Here is a 23,564-nt window from a genome sequence, read left to right on the forward strand (position 1 = left end):
TTTAGTCATTATTTTGCCATTTTCAACTTCTTATCAGGAGAAGCGTTTCTTTCTTTATGATATTCTCCATGCTTTTCTTGAACAAACAACATCGCAAAACCACCAAGAACAGCAGCCGATGCAATCGCTGCAAAGTTATACTGAGGCATTAAGTTCATAGAAAGTAATACTCCCACAAATATAGGTGCTACGATTCCTCCCATTCTGCCAAAAGCCATTGTACTGCCTATTGCCGTTGATCGCATGCTGAAAGGATAATACTGAGAAACAAAAGCATTGGACATATTTTGCACTCCTACAGAGGAAGCTCCAATCACAGAAATGTAGATAAAGGCAAGCACTGTACTTTTTGTAAATCCGATTAATGACAGGGCAATCGCTCCACAGAAAAATAGCGGAACAAGAACTTTTTTAAAGCCCCACCTGTCTACTAAACGTCCAAAAATTAAGGTACCGGCAATCGCTCCTATCTGCATAACTGCTGTAAAGGTGAGACTTGAGCTAAGGTCATAGCCTGACTGCATCATCAGTCTTGGTAACCAGGTATTCATAGAATAAATAAGAACAAAGGCACTAAAACAGGAAATCCAAAACATCATAGTACTCAATGCACGTTTTTCTTCAAATAACTTAATAACAGGCGAACCAGGTGCTTTAACCTGCTGTTTTTCCACTTGAATTGCTGCTTTCAAATCCAAAGTGGAATCTAACTTAAATAAAATTTTCTTTACTCTCTCTTCTTTCCCTTTCGCTAAAAGAATACCGACAGATTCTGGAATATTTCTCATTAAAAATGGAAGAAACAATAACGGAACTCCTGCCAGCCAAAAAACGGGCTCCCAGCCTGCCGTTGGAAGAAGAGAACGGCTCGTTAAAGCAGCCACAATCGCACCAACCGAATAGCCGCAGAATACAAACGAGACGATTGCAGAACGTATACGTTTAGGAGCATATTCAGTTGTTAAGGCAATAACATTTGGCATAACTCCTCCCAAACCAATACCAGCAATGACACGAAAAACGGTAAATGTAACAGGACCGTTAGCGAAGCCAGAAAGTAAAGTAAACAAGCTAAATATTAATGTCGTTAATAGAATAATATTCTTACGGCCCAATTTATCTGCGGCCATTCCGAACATAATCGCACCAATCGCGGTACCAATTACGGTATAACTTCCAATGGCGCCTGCCGTGACATCTGATATCCCCCATTCCTTTATAAGGGAAGGAACAGAAGCACCGTAAATAACCACATCATATCCATCAAACATGATGACAAGGAACATCCAAAAAACAAGCCAAAAATGATAGGAATGAAATCTACTATTATCGATTACGTTGTTTGGATTAATAGAATCTGCTTTCATTGTAATAACCTCCATGTTTTACTTCATTATACTCCAACTGTCATAGTACCTAAATAGGTCGACATTACCTGTCGGTCAGCATTGATTTCCTCACTGGATCCATTTAATATGATTTTACCTTGATCAAGACAAAAGGCTTTATTTGAAACTTCTAGTGCAGCTTGACATTTTGATCTAATAAAATCACCATGGTGCTTAACTTTTGAATTATCTTTTTAATTATCAATCCCCTTTTCCTATTGAAAGATAGGCACCCAAATCTTATAAGGAAATGACATCCTTTCGATAGATTCTTATTTTTATCCTTTCACCTCCATTTTCTCAACTAGAATAGACATGAACAGGGAAGCTAACTTCTAATAATGCAATCGCTTACATATAGAAGCTGCGAAACTATTTATATGAATGAATAAACAGTATACGCCTTCAAAAATGTCATCTAGCAAATAGCTTCTGCCTGCAAGCTTCACGCTTATATTTATGAATGTTCTGAATATTTGTAATTTCATTATAGGTGAAGGGAAAATAAAAAAATACGTACACGATGTACTAAAAAACAGGATGATTTTCATTAAAATTGTGGAAACTCTTAACTCCATTTTGATCAGACACTTAAAAGATAACTCAAGGATCGCTGCCTTTAAGTTTGTTTAATTCAAAAGATTGATAGTTTCTCTGATCTTGCACAAGTAAAGAGGGGCATACCCGGATTGCTATAGGGCACCCCCTCTTTGTTTGGCTGGTTATTGGTTAAGTGCCGAACCCCCTGAACTTGGCTTACACTGGAAGCTTGAGGCCAGTTCCGGGTCGCCATTTGTATAGCGGGCCACAAGCGGGTATGGGCAAAGAGGACGGGAACGGTCAGGTGCCCAGGTGGATGGCACATCCAGGTTAACACCGCCCGGATTGCCCTCGCCGCGTGCTGTGGCGACAATTCGGTCTGGCGCAGAGCCGTTTTCAACCCAATCAATTAGCGCACCAAGCCCGTCAAACTGATCGGTGGCGGGACCACCACGGACGTGCCCCATACCAGGGACTTCGAAGTAGCGGACGAACTCCTCGGCTTTGTTCTGGTAGTTCTTATCAAGATCCTCGTACCAGCGCGCCGTGTCATCCGGGGAGAAGACCCCATCCGAGGCGCCGTGCGCCACAATCATTTTGGCTCCTGAATTGCGCATCGTATCCAAATTAGTCAGGTTTGGCGGCGTCATGAATTCCATGGCACTTTCGGTGTACAACTCGTTGGACTCGTAAATCAGCCCCGCCTGAGTGTCCACATCAAAGTTCAGAGCATAGCCAAGGGTATTCTTTAGCATGCTAGGATCGGCTGGAGGCGTTGAAAATATGAAGCCTACAGCCACGGGATCGCGCGGCCCCACAGAGCTCTGAAACTTCCAGCTGGCCCAGCCGCTCTGTACGACCCCTGGATCAAATGGGAAGGAAGAGTAGAGCTCTTCTCTCGAACTTGTTTTCGCTCCCGCGAATACATCCTTCACAACAAGCTTCTGCTCTTCCGTCAAACAGGTACCATCACGTACCACGTCGCAAGTTGGGACGTCCCGCTCAACATCGAAGACTTTCTGGCATCTCTCGCTGTCCTGCACCATGCCGTCAACCAATCGGTCAAGGCTATCACAGCGGTCGAGAATCGCTTGCGCAAGCACTTGGCGCTCAGCTTGAGGCAAAGCCGTCTCAAGGTTATCTGTGGTGGTGGCTACCTTGGCCCACTGCTGAGCTCCCCACAGTTGGGCTACCGCTGCCTTTGGCAGGTTGAATCCTGGTGCAACTGCGAGGAATCCGTCGTACTGATCCGCATATCGGGCAGCAGCCACCATGGTGTGCCTGCCGCCGTTGGAACCTCCGGCAAAGTAGGAGCGATCGGGCACACGTCCGTACGCAGCCTTAATCAAACTCTTAGCCATTGGAGTGAGGGTTCCGACCGCCTGATAGCCGTAGTCCAGACGGGCCTGAGGATCGAGACCGAAAAGAGGATTCTGACTTCCATTGTGGCCTGCGTCTGAGCTCATAACAGCAAATCCCATCTGAAGACCATTCTTCAACTGGCCACCTGTGATGCTGCCAAGTGCAGAAACAACAGTGCCGTCTAATCCGCCATTTGCTTGGTAGAGGAAGCGGCCTGCCCAGTCAATAGGAAGACGCATCTCAAAACCTATGGCATAGGTTTGCCCGTCTACCGGGCTTACTCGTTCATTCATTTTGCCCTGGATAAGGCAATGCTTGCCAACCGGCTGACCGCCATTGGACAGCTTTCCTTCAGGAACAAGCTCTGCCTTTGTGATAGTGGTACGCTTAAAGTCAAAGGATAATAGTGCCTCGCACTTCTCTAATGTGCCTGGCTGAGCAGGAGATAGCTGAGGAATTGGCTCAGATGATCCCCGTTTTGTTTTTGTATCGTTTGCATTTTTTTGTGGTGTAAGTTTATCTGTTTTTAAAGCGCTTCCACTTTCCGCCATAACAAAAGAAGGAAACAAGGACATCATGACTAGAACTATCGTTAATAGAATGGAAAAACTTTTCTTCTTGTTCACAACTATTCTCCTTTCAGTTTTTATTTCATTAATAGATTGTTCACATAGGATGATAAATTCTCTGAAATGTGTAAGTTAATTATAGGTGAAGGAAATTTTAAAAAATACGTACATGATGTGCTAAAAGTGGTTGGTAATTTCGTTAAAAATGTGGAAAGTGGAATGTAAAAAAGCTAACAAATGGACAAATCATCCAACCTTGTTAACTTTTTTTTTTCTTATTTTGCTTTTTTAAATCTATTTTGTAATAAAAACATAGCAACGTTTTCCATACCGGGTCTAAAGTTAACTATTACTCCTTTGGCCACATAATTTTCTATTACGATTGTAGGTGGTAAAATTAACTCAGATTTAAGATCTTATTATTTTATTACCGCACTAGGATGATCTTCTTTTACTAAATCAAGATTGGCGGCTTTGGCATTCACTTCAACTTGCTCTACACTTTTACATCCTGGTATGACACATGTAACTGCAGGGTGTTGAAGACACCAGGCTAAAGCCCATTCTGCCATATTGACTCCCTCAGGAACTTCATTCTTCTGAATATGTTCAACTAGACGTAACTTTTCATCTATTTCTTCTTGGTCACGTCTTTTCCTCACATTATCCTTAAACACTGCTCCAGGTTTATATTTCCCACTTAAGAATCCACTAGCTAGTGGAACTCGGGCTAATACACCCAAATCCTGTTTCATACAAGAAGGGAATACCTGCTCCTCAGGGATTTGGTCGATTCGATTATAAACCACTTGAATAGCCTTTGCACCCACTTTGGTGGCATTGGATGTCTGATAAATATTATTATTGCTGCCAATTGAAATTCCTAAGTTTCGTATTTTACCTGCTTGTACCTGTTTATCCAGCATAGTCCATAAATCATCATTATTAAAATCTTCATCGGATCCGGAATGAAATTGATAAAGATCAATATAATCCGTTTTTAATGCTTTTAATGATTCTTCCAATTGTACACGGACTTCATCGACACTCCATGCATGCCCCCATTTTTCGTGCCAAATATGTCCGAACTTAGAAGCAATCACCCAATCTTCACGGCGATCTCGAGATATAAAATCTCCTATGAAATTTTCAGACATATGGTTTGGGCCATAACATTCAGCTGTATCAATTAAATTAATTCCCAACTCTTTTGCTCTTGATAATATGGCATCGACCTCATTTTGATTGAAGTCTCTCCCCCAATCCCCGCCAAATTGCCAAGTACCAACTCCAACAACAGAAACGTTTAAATCTGTCTTTCCTAACCGTCTATACTTCACATAAATCACCTCTAGTTCCCTGACATATTCACTGAATTTTCTTTTCATTAATTATTTCTACAAAAAGCAGATGATTCCTTTTTTTATTTCGACTACTGAAATTTTTTTAGAATTATATTTTCAAATGATTCCTTAGAGGGCTAATTCTGTCCAATTAACGCTGACTCGTAAAGGTTGCACTCGGCTAATGATAAATATTGCAGGTCCCCCTAGATATTTTTTCTCTTTCCTATTCTGAATCTCTAAATATATTAATAGAATCTTGTTACAAATTACTATAAATGGTTAAATGGAAGTATCATCTACTTTTTTGTAAGCGGATGCATTATAAGGAGGGGAAGCTGTTTGAAATCATTTGAAAAACTACATCCATTATTAAAAAGCTTTGTGGAAAAAGGTCCGGCTGGATGTGCCTGTTCCGTTTCCTACCAAGGGAAAACAGTATTTGAAGATTACATAGGATATGCTGACCTTGAAACGGAAAAACCAATACTACCAGATACGATTTATAGAATATACTCTAATACCAAATTGGTAACGTGTGTTGCTGCCCTTATTTTATATGAACGGGGGTTGTTTTTACTGAATGATCCTCTTGAAGAGTATCTTCCGGAATTCAAAGAACCGAAAGTTTACTATAGTAATAAAAACGGAGATTTGTCGATTTCACCTGCTTTTAAATCAATCAGGGTCAAAGATCTTTTCATGATGACCTCGGGATTAACCTATCCAGGGGATGGAAATGAAACGGAACGTCAGGTTAAAATGGCCCTCGATCAATTTATAAACGACAGGGGTTCCGAAAATTTAGATGTCAGGACCCTCTCCCAGATGCTCAGCAAGGTTCCACTTGCCTTTGAACCGGGGACACAATGGCAATATGGCTATAGTCATGATGTCTTAGGTGCGCTAATCGAAGTCGTGTCAGGTAAATCCTTTGGACAATTTCTAAAAGATGAAATTTTTGATCCTTTGGAAATGAAAGATACATTTTTTAGAATTCCCGAGGAGAAAAAAGAGCGTCTTTGCAGCCTTTACAATCGTGATGAAAATGGGGAGTTAACTAAAAATTCTTTAATGGATGGGAATTATCAGCCAGAAGCTAAGTTTGAAAGTGGAGGCGGCGGGTTGCTGTCGACGTTAAGCGACTATAGTCGCTTTGCCCAAATGCTGGCAAACGGCGGCGAGCTTAATGGTGTCAAAATTTTAGGAAGAAAGACGATCGAACTAATGTCCACCAATCATCTTCAGCCGGAGGTGCTGCCTTACTATAATTGGGACTATCTGAAGGGGTATGGTTATGGATTGGGTGTCAGAGTCATGATGGATCCGCCTTTAGGTGGCAGTAACAGTTCAGTTGGAGAATTCGGATGGTGTGGTTTAGCAGGCACGTGGGTAATGATCGATCCAAAAGAAAAGCTTTCTGCTGTATATATGCAGCAAATGTTACCTAACTTTGAAGCTTACCATCATCCACGGCTTCGTTCGGCTATTTATAGTTCGCTTTAAAAAAGACGTAAAGTACTGGATTATAGTGAACGAAATAGTGGAAATACAATGTGATTTGTAAACTTTAGTATTACTATTTTACTGAAAAGCAATCTCTCAAGACCAATGCTGAGACGATTGCTTTTTTCTATTGATCTATGTAAGTTCCTCTATAAGGAAGCCACGTATCAATTAGCTTATTGAAGTAAAAAGCAACAGAATCCCCCTTGGCTACAAGACTTTCCTGATAAGTAGATATATAGAATTTTCCGTTAAATGGGTTTAACTAATTAATAGAGTGCTATAAAAACCTTATTATTGTCTATATTCAGATGAATATTCTCTATGTCTTTTCGAATAGCCTAATTTTATAATAATTTTGTAGATTATTCTAATGTTAAAAGGAGGCTATATAATGACAGGACAAAAGGAACCACTTTTATTAACAGACGAGCAGATGAGGAAGTTTATTACAGAGGGATTTCTCCTATTAAGCACTGATTTTTCTAAGGAATTTCATCAAAAGTTAAACGATCATCTATTAAATGTTTACAATGAGGAAGGCAATCCGGGAAACAACATATTACCTAGAGTAACAGAGCTGCAAAGAGTATTTGAACATCCTGTCATTACTGGAGCACTCACAAGCGTTCTTGGACCAGATTATATGCTGCATGCCCATAGACATGGACATTACAATGCATCAGAAACAGCAGGTGATTGGCATAAAGATAGCTACTGGGGGTATAATCGGATGCGCAATCACCATCCATGGTGGGCAATGATTATGTACTTCCCTCAGGATACACCTGCTGAATTAGGACCGACAGGAATTTTACCTGGAACACAAAATTATGAGTCTCGAGTTTTTGAAGGAGACGAATTGGACCAGGAGATATTAGCGAGTGGTCAAGCAGGAACATTTGCATTAATTCATTATGATATTTGGCATCGATCAACTCCTAATAGACTTGGCAAGCCCCGTTTTATGTTGAAATTTGAATTTATGCGTACTGTGGCTCCTACATCACCAAGCTGGAACAATGTAGACAGTTCATGGAAATTACCTGAATCCACAAACACACTACTTGCCCAGCATGATGTGATGTGGGAAGAAACATGGAATTGGTTATCAGGCAAACTTGGAAGCATTTCCGAAACACGAGCTTTCGATTCTAATGTACTTGAAGAAAAGTTATTGGATTTAGAGCATCCGTATGAACCAACAGCCCTGAATGCTGCATATGACCTTGCTTCATATGGAAGTCAAGGTGTGAGTGCCCTGTTATCAGCACTGCATCATGAGAATAGTAATGTCTCAAGACTTGCGGCATACGGCTTATCCATATCGGGTTCAGATGCAATACCAGGTTTAATCTCTGCATTGAGCAGCAGCCGTACTTCAACGGTTATTCGTGCTATTTTTGCACTAAGTGAACATAGACATTTGGCTGCAGAAGCAGTTCCTGCTTTGATTCCATTATTAGATCATTCTTCTGCTCTTATCCGCAGGTCGGTTGCCGAAGCACTCGGAATGATCATTATTCCTGATAAAGAGTTCGTCTCTGGATTAATTAAGTGTCTTCAAGATTCTGACACTCAAGTATGCTTTATGGCTGGTCTTTCCCTCACAAGGTTAGGTGCTCTAGCAGACGCTGCAGTTCCTTACTTAGAAATAGCCTTACAAGATGAAAATAGATACGTTCGAGCGCATGCGGCTGAGGCACTTCGGTATATTGGTACAGAAAATGCAAACAAAGCCTTACTCAATTTCTTATTTAACTCGCGTTGGTGCCCTACCACCACACCGGTTAATACATTCTATCCATAAAATTTAATCAACTTAGATATTGATTGGTTTTAACTGAATTTAGATGCTAAACCTCGATAAGCTGTTGGAGATAATCCAGTTAAGTCTTTGAACATACGCGAAAAATAAGAAAGTTCCAATCCTAACGAATCTGAAATAGTAGAAATAGTATGTTCACTAATAACCAGCAGCTCTTTCGCTTTTTCGATACGCCTCCTATTAATATATTGGATGGGCGAATAACCAGTGAATTCTTTAAAAACTGCAATAAAGTAATTTGGATGGAAATTTGCTATTTGTGCTAAGTCCTCTACTGTGGTATTTCCATCCAAATGATCTTCTATATAGGTCAGAATGGTATCCATTTTTTCAAAAGTGGGGGATTTGTCCATTTTCAGCTGGATATGTTGACTTTCTTCCATAAAAATCGCAATGATTTCAAGTATAATAGAATGAACTCTGAAGTTACTTGATAATTCATCACTATGCCAGTTTGATATGAGCTGCTGAAATTTTTCTTCGATTTTAGATTTAGGCAACTGTATAAAAACCGGTGCCTTCATCAGTTGAAATAAATGAATATCCCCAATTTTTGCACTGAAATGACACCAATACTTCTCAAATGTATTGTCACTTATGGTTCCATAAGATTGAATCGATCCTGATGGAAGTAAATAAAGTTCACCTGGTTTAGGATAATACACTTCATCATTAACTTTTACGTATCCCTCTCCTTCTATAATGTAATATAACTTATTAAAGTCTGTTGTATAATTATCTTCATTCCATGCTTTAGGAACCTTTGAATAAGCAGCTGCCGAAACATCCAGCCGAACATTGGCAAGATTTTTCCCCAAAAACCCCCATTTTTTTGCAGTCATAGGTTCTATTGCTCCCTTATATATTTTATTTTAAATCCAAGTAAAAGAAGATCTCCAATAAATAGAGTGGAGATCATCTTTATAAAAAGCCATTCCTCTATTAGTGTGTTAGATTTCATCTAAATAGAAATTTCTAATCACCCTATTAACACCGTTAAAAATATTATCCCTTTACTCTCTCTTTCTTCAGGTCCTTTTGATTTGAAGCTGTCACTTCTTCAACAAACCTATTCGTAAGTGCTCCTAACTTCTCAATCTCAACCGTTACAATATCCTCCGGTTTCAGATAGTATTGTTTGTCCTCTGGGTATCCTAGAACAACACCTTCAGGGGTTCCTGTTAAAATCAAATCTCCTGGTTCAAGGGTCATATGTTGAGAAATATAGCTGATAATTTCGGCAACAGTAAAGATCATATCCGATGTATTGGAGTTTTGACGGATTTCTCCATTCACAATGGTCGTTAAGTTTAAATTTTGCGGGTCCTCTATTTCATCAGCTGAAATCAGGTATGGTCCTACTGGACTAAAGTCGTCACAGCTCTTGCCAAGCAGCCATTGAGGGGTACCCATCTGCAAGTCACGAGCAGACAAGTCATTGACTGTACAGTAACCGAAAACGTAGTCTAAGGCATCCTCCTGTGATATGTATTTTGCCCTTTTACCAATGACAACGCCCAACTCTACTTCGTAATCTAGTTTATTTGTGACCCGTGGAACGGCAATATTACATTCATGGCCTGTTAATGTATTATTAAATTTGTTAAATAGGATCGGAACTTCCGGATAAGGTGCGTTTGTTTCATCCGCATGCTTTCGGTAGTTTAAACCAACACAGATAATTTTATTAGGCGCTGTTACACAAGGTCCCCAGGCAATCTCATTTTCATTTACTAGATAAGCAGATGCATCTTTAAGATCTTCTATAAAATGCTGTAAAGCTTTCAGAGATTCAGTGCCTCCTTGAATCACATCCATTATGCTAGTTGGGACGGAACGATCGGGATTGGCATTTTGTGCTGCTTCAATATTGATAATGCCTTCCGTTATTTTTACACCTAATTTGTATTCAGTTCCTTTTTTAAAAGATACTAGTTTCATCTATTCTCAACCTTTCACTTATTATTTCATTCTGCTGTAAAAAGTAACTTGCTAGAATATTATCCAAGCTTTCCGTTAACGACTCCTCCATCAATCATAAATGGTGTGCCCATCATAAACTTCGACTCATCTGAAGCTAAGTATAATGCTGCAAATGCGACATCAATTGGTTTCCCTAAATCTCCTCCCAGTTGCCTGCGCTTTATAGATTGAATGGCTGCCTCTGGATTAGGATCTTTGGATAGATAGTCTTCGACAAATGGTGTAAAAATGGTACCCGGCATTAGTGCGTTCACGCGTATATTGTATTTTGCATAATCCACTTGGATCGATTTTGTCAGTGATAATATTGCCCCTTTAGTGGTTGCGTAGGATGCCCTATTAGCAAGTCCCATTTCCGCAATACATGAAGACATATTAATAATAGATCCGGCTTGTTGTTTCATCATGTGCGGCACTACATATTTGGTCACCAAAAAAACACCATTAATATTTACGTTCATTACTCTATTCCATGCTTCAAAATCAATATCATGCAGCTGACCGACACCGCTAATTCCGGCATTATTGAACAAAACGTCAATTCGCCCATAGTAATCAATTACCTTGTCAACCATTACTTTGACATTTTCGGGATTGGTAACATCTGCTTGGATAAATATTGCGTCACCATGATTCTCTTTAATTTGACTAACCGTTTCTTGCCCTGATTCCTCGTTGAAATCATTGACAACAACATGCGCACCTTCTTTTGCAAATAGAAGAGCGGTTTCTTTTCCAATGCCAGATCCAGCGCCGGTAATTAAACAAACTTTATTTTTTAGTCTCATCTATACACCTCTTTATTCGAAGGGATTTGCACAATGTTTAATGCTCCATATGGTCGTCAGGTTGTGCTGCTTTCACGGTTAATCCTCCATCTACCATTAGAAGATGTCCATTGATTTGAACGGCTTCATCTGACGCTAAAAAAACAACCGCATCACCTATTTGTCTGGCAGTACCTAAACGCTTCATCGGGTTTGCTTCGACTTCTTTTTGATAGATTGATGGATCAGCCAAGTATTCCGTACACATATCCGTATCTACAGTACTTGGTCCTACAGAGTTAACATTGATGTTATATTTCCCTAATTCTATCGCTAACGCTTTGGTCAATTGGTGTGCTGCTGCCTTTGATGAAATATAATGCGGAATAACTGGACTGGTGACAACCCGACTCGCCGTCGAAGTAATATTGATGATTTTCCCATATCCTCTTTCAATCATCTTTGAAGCAACTTTCTGTGATGTGAGGAATATTGATTTAACATTTGTATTATAGGTTCGGTCCCAAGTCTCTTCTGTTAACTTCATAAAAGGTTCAAATGGAGCAATACCGGCGTTATTGACAAGAATATCAATCTCACCTAATGCCGCTGAAACTAAATCTATCATTTCATCTACTTGTTGCTTATGGCCGACATCCGCTTGGACAACCATCGCCCGCTGGCCCAGTGCCTCTACCTGTTTTTTAATTTCTAAAGCTTTTTCTTTGGAATTTTCGGATGCATAATTAATCGCCACATCGGCGCCTTCTTCTGCAAGCCGTAGTACAATAGCTGCACCAATCCCCCTGCTCCCGCCAGTTACTAGAGCAGTTCTCCCTTTTAAGCGTCCCATACGAATCCCCCTTTATCTTAAAGACTGATACCAATGCGGTTAATACTAAATTCACGGTGCCCTAAAATTTCAGCTTTCGTTAGCTTCCCAGAGGCGACCTCAATGATTTCCTTGAAAATATCTGTTCCTGCCTCTTCTAAGGATTTAGAGCCTTCAAGCACTGAACTTACATCAATGTCGATGTTATCCGCCATTCTTTTGGCCATCATTCCATTTCCACAAATTTTAATTACTGGTATGATAGGGTTTCCCGTGGGTGTCCCGCGCCCGGTAGTAAAACATACAAGCTGAACCCCGGATGCCGCCATTCCTGAAACAAGTTCAATATCATTTCCTGGAGAATCCATGAAATAAAAGCCGTTTTCATCTGGTACTGGAGCGGCATAGTCAAAAACATCAAGTAACGGTGAGGTGCCAGCCTTGCTGATGCATCCAAGTGATTTTTCCTCAATACTTGATAGACCTCCAGCAATATTCCCTGGGCTGGGATTTCCACCTCTCATATCTTCACCAATACGGTTAATTTCTTTTTCAAAGCGTTCTATAACATGATATAGTTTTTTCTCAACTTCTTTTGAGACGGCTCTTTCTGCAAGAAGGTGTTCGGCGCCCATAATTTCAGTTGTTTCTCCCATCACAATGGTGCCGCCATGTTCAATAATTTGGTCGGCCCCTTTACCAAGTGCCGGATTACTGCAGAGACCGGAAGTTGAGTCCGATCCACCACATTTCACCCCAATAATCAGTTCGGATAACGCAACAGGCTCATCTTCCATTTGTTGAAGAGAGATCGATAATTTTCGAGCTATTTCAGTACCCTTTTCAATGGCTTTTATCGATCCACCCACATCTTGGATATCGATCCACTCAACAAGCTTACCCGTTTCTTCTATTTCCTTTTTTATCCGAACAGGGTCCATTACTTCACAGCCCAAACTCACAATTAGTACTGCTCCGACATTTGGGTTTTTTCCCATTCCTACTAATACATTATGTGTTTGCTCTTTGTCCAATCCAACCTGGCTGCAGCCATGTTGGTGTGGTATTGCCACACTATCTGGAACTTTCTGTTCAATCCGGTTGACTACTTGATTTGCACAGATAACTGTTGGTAGTAAAAGTAAATGATTTCTTATCCCTACTTTACCGTTAGGACGGCGAAAGCCCCTAATCATTACCATTTACATTCTCCTTATCATTTTTTTGATCGCCTCTGCCACGAATTCCTTCAATATTATGTACATGAACGTGTTCACCAATCGAAATATCTGCAGTGGCTCTTCCAATCGATTCTCCATATTTATAAACGATTTCACTATTCCGGATGGTTTTAAACGCCATTTTATGACCAAAATTTAAATCTTGTAAACTCTTAATTTGGTATATCTCTGTCTGAACCATGAAGCAAATCTGTTCTCCATTTTTTATATCTCTAAGAACGGTAACGACATTATCTTTGGGATGCATGACGATCCCTTCCATGTTAGGAACAAAAGTTTTTTCTGCCATAATTACCCCCTGAACGGTTATTTGAGTTAGCCGGTAAATCTCTAAAATTATCAATTATCTTTTCATATAAAATTTTAAATGCATTTTATCGTATAATTCTTCCCAGCTAGTGTATTGAATGAAATCCTGTTAGCAGCCGTTCTTTTTACGGGAATGCTTTGTCCTTCTAAAGTCACTTCAATTGATGGTTCAATTATTAGATGGCAAGGTCCACCTAAATGGGAGTAAATAACAGCACTTTCCAATTCATTTTTCTCCCAGTTAAGATTAATTTCAAAACCCCCACGGGCCCGTAACCCCTTAACATAACCATTTGACCAGACAGAAGGAAGAGCAGGCAGCAAGCAGATCCCATCCGTATGTGACTGTACCAGCATTTCGGCAAGTCCCGCTGTATACCCAAAATTCCCATCAATTTGGAATGGAGGATGTGCATCAAAAAGATTTGCATAAACTCCGCCCTTATGATAGTTCGTTCCCTCCTCTTTCACGAGCTGAAGGAGATTGGAAATTAACTGATAAGCTCTATCACCATCTTTAAATCGTGCCCACAAACAAATTTTCCATGCCAAACTCCATCCTGTCCCGTCATCCCCTCTCCTTTCAAGAGATCTCCTGGCAGCCTGAAACCATCTATCTCCTTCGGAATTGGCAAGCTGTCTTCCAGGATAAATTCCAAAAAGATGCGAAACGTGACGGTGGTTCTTATCTTCATCCTCCCAATCATGCGCCCATTCTTGAAGCTGTCCATATCGGCCGATTTGCATCGGAGATAATTTTTCACGTGCTGCCATTATTTCATTGCGAAACTCTTCATCCATTTCCAATACTTCTGAGGCTTCGATACAATTGGTGAACAACTCCCAAATCAAAGACATGTCCATGGTGGCTGCCATACTGACCGCTGCCAGCTTTCCTTCAGGTGTCACAAATTTGTGTTCCGGCGAAGTAGAAGGAGCTGTAACCAAATATCCATTCCCGTCTTCCATCAGCCAATCCAGACAGAAAAGGGCCGCCTCTTTCATCGTTGGATAGGCTTTTTCCCGAAGATAGGACTTATCCTTCCCAAAGGCAAAATGCTCCCACAAATGCTGAGTTAACCATACTCCTCCCAAAGGCCAGAAAGCCCATACAGGATCTCCATGTCCATAATCCCCAACCGGTGCGGTTTGACGCCATAAATCTGCATTATGATGGGCTGTCCATCCTCTGCATCCATAATTTTCCGAAGCAGTCTCCTTGCCGTTTTGAGCCAATTCTTCAATAAAGTTCAAAAGAGGTTCGTGGCATTCCGAAAGATTACAGGTTTCTGCCGGCCAATAATTCATCTCCGTATTAATATTCAACGTGAAGTTGCTGCTCCAAGGCGGACGAACCTCCCGATTCCATATCCCTTGAAGGTTTGCCGGCTGTGAACCTGGCCTAGAGCTAGAAACCATTAAATAGCGGCCATAATGAAACAGTAATTCCACCAACTTTGGATCATTTGCGCCATATTTTAAAATCCATTGATCGGTTGGCAAGTTTTCCGGTGCGACTGCAGGCCCCAAGTTCAGTTCAATGCGATCAAATAATGACTTATAGTCTTCAATATGAACCTCTCGCAATTCTTCAAAGGATTTTGCCATGGCTGCCTCTAAAAATGACTTTGCAGCTAAAGAAGGATCTTTCCCCTCCTTGCCTGGAGATTTATCAAAGCCGTTAAAACTCGTAGCTGCACTGAAATACAGTGTGACAGTGGTAGCTTCAGTTACGTGAAGGCCATGATGATCAATATGAACGGAACCATCTCTCTCCCTTACACCTACACGCGCTTCAAATCTCATAGCATCTGTCTCCTGGTCTCCATATACGATAGGATTATCCGTATTATAATAAGAAGGATCGACATGTTCCGGACAGATGCCGCTTAGGACAAACTGATCTTGATCGGGATCAGCCGAAAATTTCAATGAACTCCCAAGACTCACTGAAAAATTCAAGAAGCCCGGTTTACTTGCCTTAAGCCGAATGGCGATAATTTGATCCGGAAAAGAGGCGAACATTTCCCGTGTATAGTGCACATCACCAATCTTATATTCTACATGGCCGGTACCTGTTTTTAGATTGAGACTCCGCTCATATGAATGAACTGTTTCGCCATGATGAAATTGCAGGTAAAAATCTCCGAGCGGCATATAGGACTGAGTGTAAGGACCCATCATCTCCCTGCATATTTGATCTGCTTCGATATACTTCCCATCAAAAATCAGTCTGCGGACCTCGGGAAGCAGTTCCTTTGCCTTTGGATTATTAAACGCTTTTGGAGCACCTGACCATAGGGTATCCTCATTTAATTGCAATTGCTCTTTTTCTATTCCGCCAAAAATCATGGCACCGAGACGTCCATTCCCAATTGGAAGTGCTTCGTTCCAAGTTTTAGCCGGCCGATCATATCGTAGCTTCATCATTCATTACCCCTATTTATTATTCATTTAATGAAAATGCTTTTATGAAGAGAAAAAACTTTTAAAAAACAATGATGTACCTGAACTTCAGACTATAAATCTATAAAGTAATTCCTTTTTTTAAAATAATATTCGCATACTGGGCTTTTTCACTTGTGGCCACCACGGCAAATGACTTTTTGGTTCGTTCATAAAACGCAAACCGCTCCATATATTCAAAATAGATCGGCTTTTCCCAATGATTTTCTGCGATTCCTTTGTACTCCTCCCAAATGACAGGATGAACCGGATCGCCAGGTACAACAGCCATTAACGCAATCGGATGGTCAGTATACGTATCTAGCGGAAAAAACCTTAGGATTGCATCCAAAAGCTCTGGTATGCCATGGCCATCACAGCGAATAAGCTGTGTGGCATGGCTGGCAGCAGGGAAATGGCCATCAGCTAAAACAATCTCATCTCCATGGCCCATTTCCATTAATGCCTTCATTAAATCAGGAGAAATAATTGATGGGATTCCTTTTAGCATTGTAATCACACTCGATTCTTTTTTCTATTGTCATTGTTTTGAATTACTTCTTCACCGTTCAAAATAGGTTGGCCAATGAATGTATACACTCCGTCTTTTGCTGTTTCAAACCGAATGATTCCTTCTTTTGAAGTTGAATATTGGTTAAGGCCATTTGCTGCGCCTGTAAGTGTAAGACGCGGATTTAACATTAACTGACAAGGTTTTCCATTCAAGGATTTGATTGTTACTTTTACAATGTGACAATCCTTCCACTCCATCTCTACCTCGAATCCGTCTCTAGCCCGTAATCCGCGAACATGCCCATCCTTCCATGCTTTAGGCAACGCCGGGAGCAAATGAATGGCATCATCATGACTTTGTACTAGCATTTCTGCAATCGCAGCCGTACCGCCAAAATTACCATCTATTTGAAAGGGAGGGTGATCATCGAATAAATTGGGCAGTGTCGAATGTCTAAGTAAAGCTAATAGATTTGAATAGGCCTGTTCTCCATCCTCTAATCTAGCCCATAAATTGATTAACCAGGCACGGCTCCAGCCTGTGTGACCTCCCCCATGTTCCAAGCGCCTTTCAATAGTTCGTCTTGCTGCAGAGGCCAGTTCCGGCGTCCTGCGAACGGTGATTTGGTTTCCTGGATGTAATGCAAATAGATGGGAGATATGCCGATGCCCAGGCTCCTTCTCCTCGTAGTCTTCCAGCCACTCTTGTATTTGTCCATATTTTCCGATCTTTGGTTGAGGGATGCGCTGCAATACTTCAAATAATTGCCCCCTAAATTCCTCGTCTATCGAAAGAATCTCACTCGCTTTCATACAACAATTAAAGAGTGCATCCAAAATCTGATTGTCCATTGAAGGCCCCATGCACAATGTCCCTGATTCGCCATTCGGTAAAATATAAGTATTTTCCGGAGAAGAAGAAGGACTTGTGATAAGGTACCCTTCTTTTGTTTCTATTAAAAAGTCCAGGAAAAATTGAACCGATTCCTTAATCGTTTTATAGCTCTTCTTTAAGAAAACTTCATCCCCAGTAAATTGATAGTGTTCCCATAAATGCAGGCAAAGCCAAGCTGCCCCCATAGGCCAATAAGTGGCCGGTGGATAGATATCCTGTGGAGCTGTATCTGCCCAGATATCCGTGTTGTGGTGTGCAACAAAGCCCCTGCATCCGTACATGATTTTTGCTGTCTGGCGCCCAGGCTCTCTCATTCTTTCAATCAAATCGAATAATGGCTCATGGCATTCAGACAAATTACAAGTCTCTGCTGGCCAATAATTCATCTGTGTATTAATATTTATTGTAAATTTACTGTCCCAAGGAGGCCGCATACTATTATTCCATATCCCTTGCAAATTGGCTGGTAAAGATCCGGGCCTGCTGCTTGAAATAAGCAAATACCTGCCAAATTGAAAATAGATGGCCAGAAGGTCATTATCCTCATATCCTTCTTTGAGCCGTTCTAATCTTTGATCAGTTGGCAGCCGATGATTTTGACTACTGGATGTATCAAATAGATCTAAACTTACTCTGCTATAAAGTTCCATAAAGTCCTTTATATGAATACTTTTTAAAAGCTCGTAATCTGTATGTACTACTTCATCGATGGTATTCAAACAGGCAATTTCCGGATCAGTGTGATGAAAACTCGTATCAGCAGCCAAAAATAATGTGACTTCATCAGCATCATTGACCAGTAAATGTTCACCAATAGTATTTACACTTCCACCCTTGGCGTTCACAGAAAGAACAGCTCGAAAATCGGATCCATCTTTACCGCCGCAGTTGCCTCTCATAACAAGACAATTGCCTCTTATTGCCCTGACCTCTTCCATAAGCCGGCTTTCATCCCTCGTTAGTCTGGCTGAAAAAGAGATGGATGTTGAATGACTGGCTGTCAATCGAATGACAATGAGGTCAGATGGATAGCTTGAAAAAATCTCTCTATGAAATGTTACTCCTTGGCAGTTGTATTCAACTGAAACGATTCCCTTTTCTAAGTCAAGTTTACGTCTGTAATCAGTTGCCTTATGGTGACCAAAGTCTAAAAAAAGATCACCTAACCCCATGTAGTGCCTTTGAGTCTCGGGAATACCCGAAAGTGCCATACTTGACAATTTCTCTGCTTCGGCTGGTCTTCCGTTTTGCAGCAATTCCCTTATCTTATCTATATTTTCCAGTGCATTCGGGTTGTTCCTATCCCTTGGACCGCCATACCAAACTGATTCTTCATTCAATTGGATTTGTTCAATTGCTGTTTTTCCATATATCATTGCACCAAGACGACCGTTACCGACGGGTAACGCCTCATTCCAATCTTTCGCCGCTTTATCGAACCATATCATTCTATCGGACATCATAAATCCTCCTTTGGTCATTTTTCATTTCCTTTTCATTAGGTTCACAACACAATCACTTATCAAAGAAAGACAACGTTTTCATTTTTAGCATGAACCTAGTAAAATATTACGAAGCTTTCTGGTGAGGGCCGTTGTTCCCGAGTCCGTTTTCTGCATCATGAATAAGAAGGTAACATCGTCCATGGGACAATTACAAAAATAGGCACCCATCCAGCCATCCCAGCCATATTCACCAAGGCTGCCAAAACCCCCAGCTTTACTGCAATCGGTCATTACACGCATCAAGTTTCCATAGCTGTGCCCACTTAGTGTAAGCCAATTGTCAACGCCTTTCTGCTGTACAGCATTCAAAGTATTAGACGTTAAGTATTTAACGGTTTTTGGCCTTAGAATCTGAACCCCATTCAAACTTCCCTCATTCAACAGCATACTAGCGAATCTAGCATAATCTTCAATAGTAGAAACCAATCCTGCTCCCCCAGATTCAAATGCTGGTTCTCTATCCATCTTATTAATAATGCCGAGATGGTTACCGGTATAGAGCAATAATTCACCCTTCCCATTATCTGCATAGGCGTTAACAAGACGGGATCCTTTTTCTTCTGGTATCCAAAATCCAGTATCTTGCATGTCAAGTGGTTCAAATATCTCTTTTTGTAAAAATTCTCCGAACCGTTTGCCGCTGACCACTTCTACCACCGCTCCAAGTACATCAGCAGAGGTCCCATACTGCCAATGGGTTCCCGGCTGAAAGGCAAGTGCACCTTTTCCAAGTTTATTCATCACTTCGACCGTATCCATTGGGGAATCACTGAATAACCGGTTATCAATTTCTTGAAACAAAGCCTCTGTCTCCCGACCGGCTGTGTCCTCTCCTCCATATACTAAACCTGAAGTCATGGACAGTAAATCTTTCAGTATGACTTCACGTTCTGTTGGAACCACCCTGTCCCCTTCACATACCATCTGATTTTTAAAGCCATCAAGATATTGACTTACGGGTTCATATAGATCAATTTCGCCTCGTTCTAGAAGAATCATTACCGCGGCTGCAGTGACCGGTTTACTCATAGAATATAATCTGAAAATGGAATCTCTTCTAATTGGAAGCCCCGCTTCTCGATCCGCCAATCCTTCTTCATGGTAAAAGATTTCCTTACCGCCTTTTAGCACCATTACATTTCCACCGGCTATTTCATTTTTTTCTATACTACGTCTTAATACTTTTTTTACTTGATCCATGGCTTCTTTATCCAACATTTTTCATATTCTCCTAATCTAGTTGTTTCTGTAAAAAGTACGAAAAGCATCGCTGTTTTTTCAACTAGTAACTATTTATATTCTCTAAAATACTGCATTTAATTGTTGAAAAAGTCACAACATTCCGAAATGATACCGATAACAAAAATTTAACACACTGGCATTCTTACGTCAATTTCTTTTTAAAAAATTACATCGAGGATTTTAATCATTTATTTAAGGTAAAATCTATCAAACTTTTCCCGAAACGTACGGATGGAATCTTACTGCTATAATCTTTGTTACCGGTAACACTTCTTTCTTGATATATTTATTGTAATCATCTAAAATTTAAGTTAGAACATTCTTTTGTGGATAGGAGATAAATATGGTTACCATTTATGATATTGCAAAGAAAGCCAATGTTTCAGCAATGACTGTCTCAAGAGTTATTAATAAATCAGAAAAAATCAGTGAAGAAACACGAAAAAAAGTTGAAACGGTTATTAAGGAATTAAATTATATTCCCAATAATTCTGCTAGGAATCTAATAACAAAGAAAACAAAAATTTTATCGCTTATGATTACCGATATCGGCAACCCCTTTTTCACAAGTGTTGCCCGCGGGGCGGAAGATAAAGCGATGCAAATGGGCTATCAGCTTCTTCTATGTAATAGCGATGAGAATTTTGAAAAAGAATCCAAGTATATGGATATGCTTATTTCAACCGGGTCGGATGGTGTACTGATTGCTCCGGCAAATGATAACTCTAAAAAAAATATGAAGAAACTAACCAAACATGATATACCTTTTGTATTAATCGATCGAAATATTCCAGATATTGACTGCGATCAAGTTCTTAGCGACAATGAAGCAACTACCCGCAGGTTAATTGAGCATTTAATTAAACAAGGGCATCAAAAAATTGCTATTATAAATGGTCCTTTAGTTGTATCGACTGCCCGTGAAAGACAACAATCCTATATTGATACGTTAAAGATACATGGTATATCAGTTAACAACCATTTAATTAAGGAAAGCCAATTCCGGGACAGTGATGTAACAAATTCCATTCAAGAGCTTCTAAATTTACCAGAGCAAGAACGCCCAACAGCTATTTTTGCAACCAATAACTTTATTGGAATGAATACGATGAAAATCCTTTACAAACACAATATTAAAGTCCCAGAAGAAATGGCCGTCGTGTCCTATGATGTACCAAATTATACGGAAAATGAATCAATATTAACCGTTGCAGAACAACAAGCATACAATTTCGGGTATATTGGCATACAGTTATTAATCGAAAGAATTGAAGGAGCAGCACCTGAAAAAGCAAGAAAAATTGTCCTGCCCTCTGAGATACATTTGCGAACTTCTTCTCTTCATCAGCGTGGGAAAGCAGAAAAATCTAAACTACCTAAATAAAAAAAAGGTAGTTTTTTTATTTCCCATTCTGCTCCATTCATAGCTATTCCTCTTGAACAAATTCATATTTAAATAATAAATTTTTTTCCCTTTTTAAATATTTCTGCATAATCGCTCGTAAAAAAAAAATAGAACATATCAAAGATTCAGATGCCATTTTTAAAGAATCTGAATCTCAAATATATTCAATGGTTATTTCATCATTAAATCCTAAATAAGAACCACTATTGGTTAGCGGTTACAACATTTCTTAAATGATGTTTTTAAAGCATTAAGTTACCTTATCCTTTGCTTTCTTTCCATATAAGCTAATCAACTAAAATTCTAAAAACAACCGGTTTTTCACTTTGTACATTATTTGTATTAATGATTAGGGCTTCCTCTGTTCGTTCCCAAGCTATCTGTTCTTCAAAGCCTAATAAAGAGACAGCTTTAATGATTCCATGAAAATGAGGGAGCTTGGAAGCATTTCTTTCCGCAAGAGATTTAATTTCTATTCGTCCATTTTTCGGATAGCTTAAAACAGTGGCGTATATATATGAGCCATTAACGGTAAAGCGAATATCTTTGGAAGTAAATACTTTTATTTTGCCATCAGTAAACTGACCTTCCTCAATCGTTGTTGGCCCTTCTCCGGCTATTCGCCAAACCTTAGTATTATAAATAGCTTCGCCATTAACCTTTAACCATTTACCGATTTCCAATAGAATTTCCTTATCCTCTTTAGGAATCGTTCCATCAGACTTCGGTCCAACATTTAACAATAGATTACCATTTTTACTAACGATATCAACAAGATCACAAATAATTTCCTTTGCGGTTTTATAATTGTTATTTTCTGTATAACACCAAGAATTTTTCGCAACAGCAGTATCTGTCTGCCAAAAGTATGGCTTTTGATCTGCAAACTGGCCCCGTTCGATATCAACCACGGCAGTACCAAACATAAACGCATCATGTTTATAGTTGATGGCTACGTCTATGCCCAATTCCTCAGCACGATTATAATAATATGCTGCAAACTTTTTCAAATAAGGCTTGACTGCACTATGATGGATCCACCAGTCAAAATAAACTACTTTCGGGCGGTAACGATCGACAATTTCACAAGTCCGCAACAGCCAATCCTCTAAAAACTCTTGTGATGGATCTTGGCTAAATAAATCTTGATGATCTGGTTCGGCCATAGCTGGCCAGTAGAAATCTCCACAAACTAGCGGTTCTTTAACATCACTTTCAAATTCCTTCCCATGACCCATAAAGAACCAATGTTCTACACGATGGGAAGACGCACAAAGCTCAAGCCCGCGTTTTTTAAAAGCATCTCCCAATTCACCTAAAACATCACGTTTTGGACCCATTTCATATGCATTGAATTTAGAAAGCTCACTTCTATACATTTGAAAACCATCATGATGTTCCGCGACTGGCATTACATATTTTGCTCCTGCAGCCTCAAAGAGTTGAGCCCACTCATCCGCATTAAATTTCTCCGCCTTGAACATAGGAATAAAATCTTTGTAACCAAATTCTTTATGATTTCCGTACGTTTGAAAATGATGTTTATATTCCTTTGATTCCTGTATGTACATATTTCTAGAATACCATTCACTTCCAAAAGCCGGAACTGAATATACTCCCCAATGAATAAAGATACCAAATTTTGCATTTCTGTACCAATCAGGTATCTTAAATTGTGAAAGTGAATCCCAGTCATCTTTGAATTTTCCTTCTTTTATTACTCTATCAATCTCTTCTAAATATTGTTTTTTATCCATGCTTAATTCCCCTTCATAAAGTGCCTCATTTTTTTAACATCCATAACATGAATAAATAAAATTCTTATTCCTCATTTCATATATTGATATGTACATCAATTAAGGAAAAACGCCACCTTTCTTAATAGCCTCGG

General features: G+C 39.9%; 17 protein-coding genes. 3 read left to right on the forward strand and 14 right to left on the reverse strand.

Annotated features, from left to right (window positions below; all coding sequences use genetic code 11):
- Positions 1-8 precede the first annotated feature (8 nt).
- The 3 genes from GXK58_RS02680 to GXK58_RS02690 form a co-directional block, all read right to left on the reverse strand.
- The gene (locus GXK58_RS02680; protein ID WP_160719570.1) at positions 9-1,367 is read right to left on the reverse strand and encodes an MFS transporter; all 1,359 of its coding nucleotides are present in this window, start codon (positions 1,365-1,367) and stop codon (positions 9-11) included.
- 743 nt (positions 1,368-2,110) lie between these two features.
- Complete coding sequence (locus GXK58_RS02685) at positions 2,111-3,916, reverse strand: tannase/feruloyl esterase family alpha/beta hydrolase (protein ID WP_202171270.1); 1,806 nt, start codon at positions 3,914-3,916, stop codon at positions 2,111-2,113.
- 362 nt (positions 3,917-4,278) lie between these two features.
- Entirely contained in the window at positions 4,279-5,199 is a 921-nt protein-coding gene (locus GXK58_RS02690; RefSeq protein WP_160719788.1) for an aldo/keto reductase, read from the reverse strand.
- A 345-nt stretch (positions 5,200-5,544) separates the two neighbouring features.
- Here GXK58_RS02690 and GXK58_RS02695 point away from each other — a divergent pair, with 345 nt between their 5' ends.
- Together GXK58_RS02695 and GXK58_RS02700 are read left to right on the forward strand one after the other, a co-directional pair.
- Positions 5,545-6,708, forward strand: coding sequence for a serine hydrolase domain-containing protein (locus GXK58_RS02695; protein ID WP_160719572.1), 1,164 nt, complete (start codon positions 5,545-5,547; stop codon positions 6,706-6,708).
- Positions 6,709-7,102: 394 nt separating this feature from the next.
- Positions 7,103-8,518, forward strand: a complete 1,416-nt coding sequence (locus GXK58_RS02700; RefSeq protein WP_160719573.1) for a HEAT repeat domain-containing protein — start codon at positions 7,103-7,105, stop codon at positions 8,516-8,518.
- 29 nt (positions 8,519-8,547) lie between these two features.
- Here GXK58_RS02700 and GXK58_RS02705 read toward each other — a convergent pair whose 3' ends face one another.
- From GXK58_RS02705 to GXK58_RS02750, 10 genes are all read right to left on the reverse strand, one after another.
- The gene (locus tag GXK58_RS02705) at positions 8,548-9,378 is read right to left on the reverse strand and encodes a helix-turn-helix domain-containing protein (RefSeq protein WP_160719575.1); all 831 of its coding nucleotides are present in this window, start codon (positions 9,376-9,378) and stop codon (positions 8,548-8,550) included.
- Positions 9,379-9,541: 163 nt separating this feature from the next.
- Positions 9,542-10,477: a fumarylacetoacetate hydrolase family protein gene (locus GXK58_RS02710; RefSeq protein WP_160719576.1), complete on the reverse strand. Its 936-nt coding sequence runs from the start codon at positions 10,475-10,477 to the stop codon at positions 9,542-9,544.
- Between the two features lie 59 nt (positions 10,478-10,536).
- Positions 10,537-11,307: an SDR family NAD(P)-dependent oxidoreductase gene (locus GXK58_RS02715; RefSeq protein ID WP_160719578.1), complete on the reverse strand. Its 771-nt coding sequence runs from the start codon at positions 11,305-11,307 to the stop codon at positions 10,537-10,539.
- A 37-nt stretch (positions 11,308-11,344) separates the two neighbouring features.
- Complete coding sequence (locus GXK58_RS02720) at positions 11,345-12,139, reverse strand: SDR family NAD(P)-dependent oxidoreductase (protein WP_160719579.1); 795 nt, start codon at positions 12,137-12,139, stop codon at positions 11,345-11,347.
- A gap of 17 nt (positions 12,140-12,156) precedes the next feature.
- A complete protein-coding gene (locus GXK58_RS02725; RefSeq protein ID WP_160719581.1) occupies positions 12,157-13,320 on the reverse strand; it encodes a UxaA family hydrolase in 1,164 nt (387 codons plus the stop codon).
- Positions 13,307-13,648, reverse strand: a complete 342-nt coding sequence (locus GXK58_RS02730) for a UxaA family hydrolase (RefSeq protein ID WP_202171271.1) — start codon at positions 13,646-13,648, stop codon at positions 13,307-13,309. Before GXK58_RS02730 ends, GXK58_RS02725 begins: the two co-directional genes overlap by 14 nt.
- Before the next feature lie 74 nt (positions 13,649-13,722).
- On the reverse strand, positions 13,723-16,095 hold the full coding sequence (locus tag GXK58_RS02735; protein WP_160719791.1) for a glycoside hydrolase family 95 protein: 2,373 nt from the start codon (positions 16,093-16,095) through the stop codon (positions 13,723-13,725).
- Between the two features lie 100 nt (positions 16,096-16,195).
- Positions 16,196-16,624: an L-fucose mutarotase gene (fucU, locus tag GXK58_RS02740; RefSeq protein WP_160719582.1), complete on the reverse strand. Its 429-nt coding sequence runs from the start codon at positions 16,622-16,624 to the stop codon at positions 16,196-16,198.
- Between the two features lie 5 nt (positions 16,625-16,629).
- Positions 16,630-18,981: a glycoside hydrolase family 95 protein gene (locus tag GXK58_RS02745; protein WP_442862451.1), complete on the reverse strand. Its 2,352-nt coding sequence runs from the start codon at positions 18,979-18,981 to the stop codon at positions 16,630-16,632.
- An 87-nt stretch (positions 18,982-19,068) separates the two neighbouring features.
- On the reverse strand, positions 19,069-20,244 hold the full coding sequence (locus GXK58_RS02750; RefSeq protein ID WP_160719585.1) for a serine hydrolase domain-containing protein: 1,176 nt from the start codon (positions 20,242-20,244) through the stop codon (positions 19,069-19,071).
- A gap of 367 nt (positions 20,245-20,611) precedes the next feature.
- Here GXK58_RS02750 and GXK58_RS02755 point away from each other — a divergent pair, with 367 nt between their 5' ends.
- Complete coding sequence (locus GXK58_RS02755; RefSeq protein WP_160719586.1) at positions 20,612-21,652, forward strand: LacI family DNA-binding transcriptional regulator; 1,041 nt, start codon at positions 20,612-20,614, stop codon at positions 21,650-21,652.
- Positions 21,653-21,960: 308 nt separating this feature from the next.
- On the opposite strand, the gene GXK58_RS02760 is transcribed toward GXK58_RS02755, so the two are convergent.
- Positions 21,961-23,430: an alpha-L-fucosidase gene (locus tag GXK58_RS02760; RefSeq protein ID WP_160719588.1), complete on the reverse strand. Its 1,470-nt coding sequence runs from the start codon at positions 23,428-23,430 to the stop codon at positions 21,961-21,963.
- Positions 23,431-23,564 lie beyond the last annotated feature (134 nt).

Origin of the sequence: Bacillus sp. USDA818B3_A, from assembly GCF_009928415.1 — a bacterium.
Lineage (GTDB): Bacteria > Bacillota > Bacilli > Bacillales > Cytobacillaceae > Neobacillus.

What these genes read in the sequence shown, in the direction of transcription:
- GXK58_RS02710 (WP_160719576.1), bottom strand. Translation starts at nt 10,477, where the DNA reads ATGAAACTAGTATCTTTTAAAAAAGGAACTGAATACAAATTAGGTGTA.
- GXK58_RS02730 (WP_202171271.1), bottom strand. Translation starts at nt 13,648, where the DNA reads ATGGCAGAAAAAACTTTTGTTCCTAACATGGAAGGGATCGTCATGCAT.
- GXK58_RS02750 (WP_160719585.1), bottom strand. Translation starts at nt 20,244, where the DNA reads ATGTTGGATAAAGAAGCCATGGATCAAGTAAAAAAAGTATTAAGACGT.
- GXK58_RS02745 (WP_442862451.1), bottom strand. Translation starts at nt 18,981, where the DNA reads ATGTCCGATAGAATGATATGGTTCGATAAAGCGGCGAAAGATTGGAAT.
- GXK58_RS02700 (WP_160719573.1), top strand. Translation starts at nt 7,103, where the DNA reads ATGACAGGACAAAAGGAACCACTTTTATTAACAGACGAGCAGATGAGG.
- GXK58_RS02760 (WP_160719588.1), bottom strand. Translation starts at nt 23,430, where the DNA reads ATGGATAAAAAACAATATTTAGAAGAGATTGATAGAGTAATAAAAGAA.
- GXK58_RS02725 (WP_160719581.1), bottom strand. Translation starts at nt 13,320, where the DNA reads ATGGTAATGATTAGGGGCTTTCGCCGTCCTAACGGTAAAGTAGGGATA.
- GXK58_RS02680 (WP_160719570.1), bottom strand. Translation starts at nt 1,367, where the DNA reads ATGAAAGCAGATTCTATTAATCCAAACAACGTAATCGATAATAGTAGA.
- GXK58_RS02705 (WP_160719575.1), bottom strand. Translation starts at nt 9,378, where the DNA reads ATGACTGCAAAAAAATGGGGGTTTTTGGGGAAAAATCTTGCCAATGTT.
- GXK58_RS02715 (WP_160719578.1), bottom strand. Translation starts at nt 11,307, where the DNA reads ATGAGACTAAAAAATAAAGTTTGTTTAATTACCGGCGCTGGATCTGGC.
- GXK58_RS02735 (WP_160719791.1), bottom strand. Translation starts at nt 16,095, where the DNA reads ATGAAGCTACGATATGATCGGCCGGCTAAAACTTGGAACGAAGCACTT.
- GXK58_RS02755 (WP_160719586.1), top strand. Translation starts at nt 20,612, where the DNA reads ATGGTTACCATTTATGATATTGCAAAGAAAGCCAATGTTTCAGCAATG.
- GXK58_RS02720 (WP_160719579.1), bottom strand. Translation starts at nt 12,139, where the DNA reads ATGGGACGCTTAAAAGGGAGAACTGCTCTAGTAACTGGCGGGAGCAGG.
- fucU (WP_160719582.1), bottom strand. Translation starts at nt 16,624, where the DNA reads ATGCTAAAAGGAATCCCATCAATTATTTCTCCTGATTTAATGAAGGCA.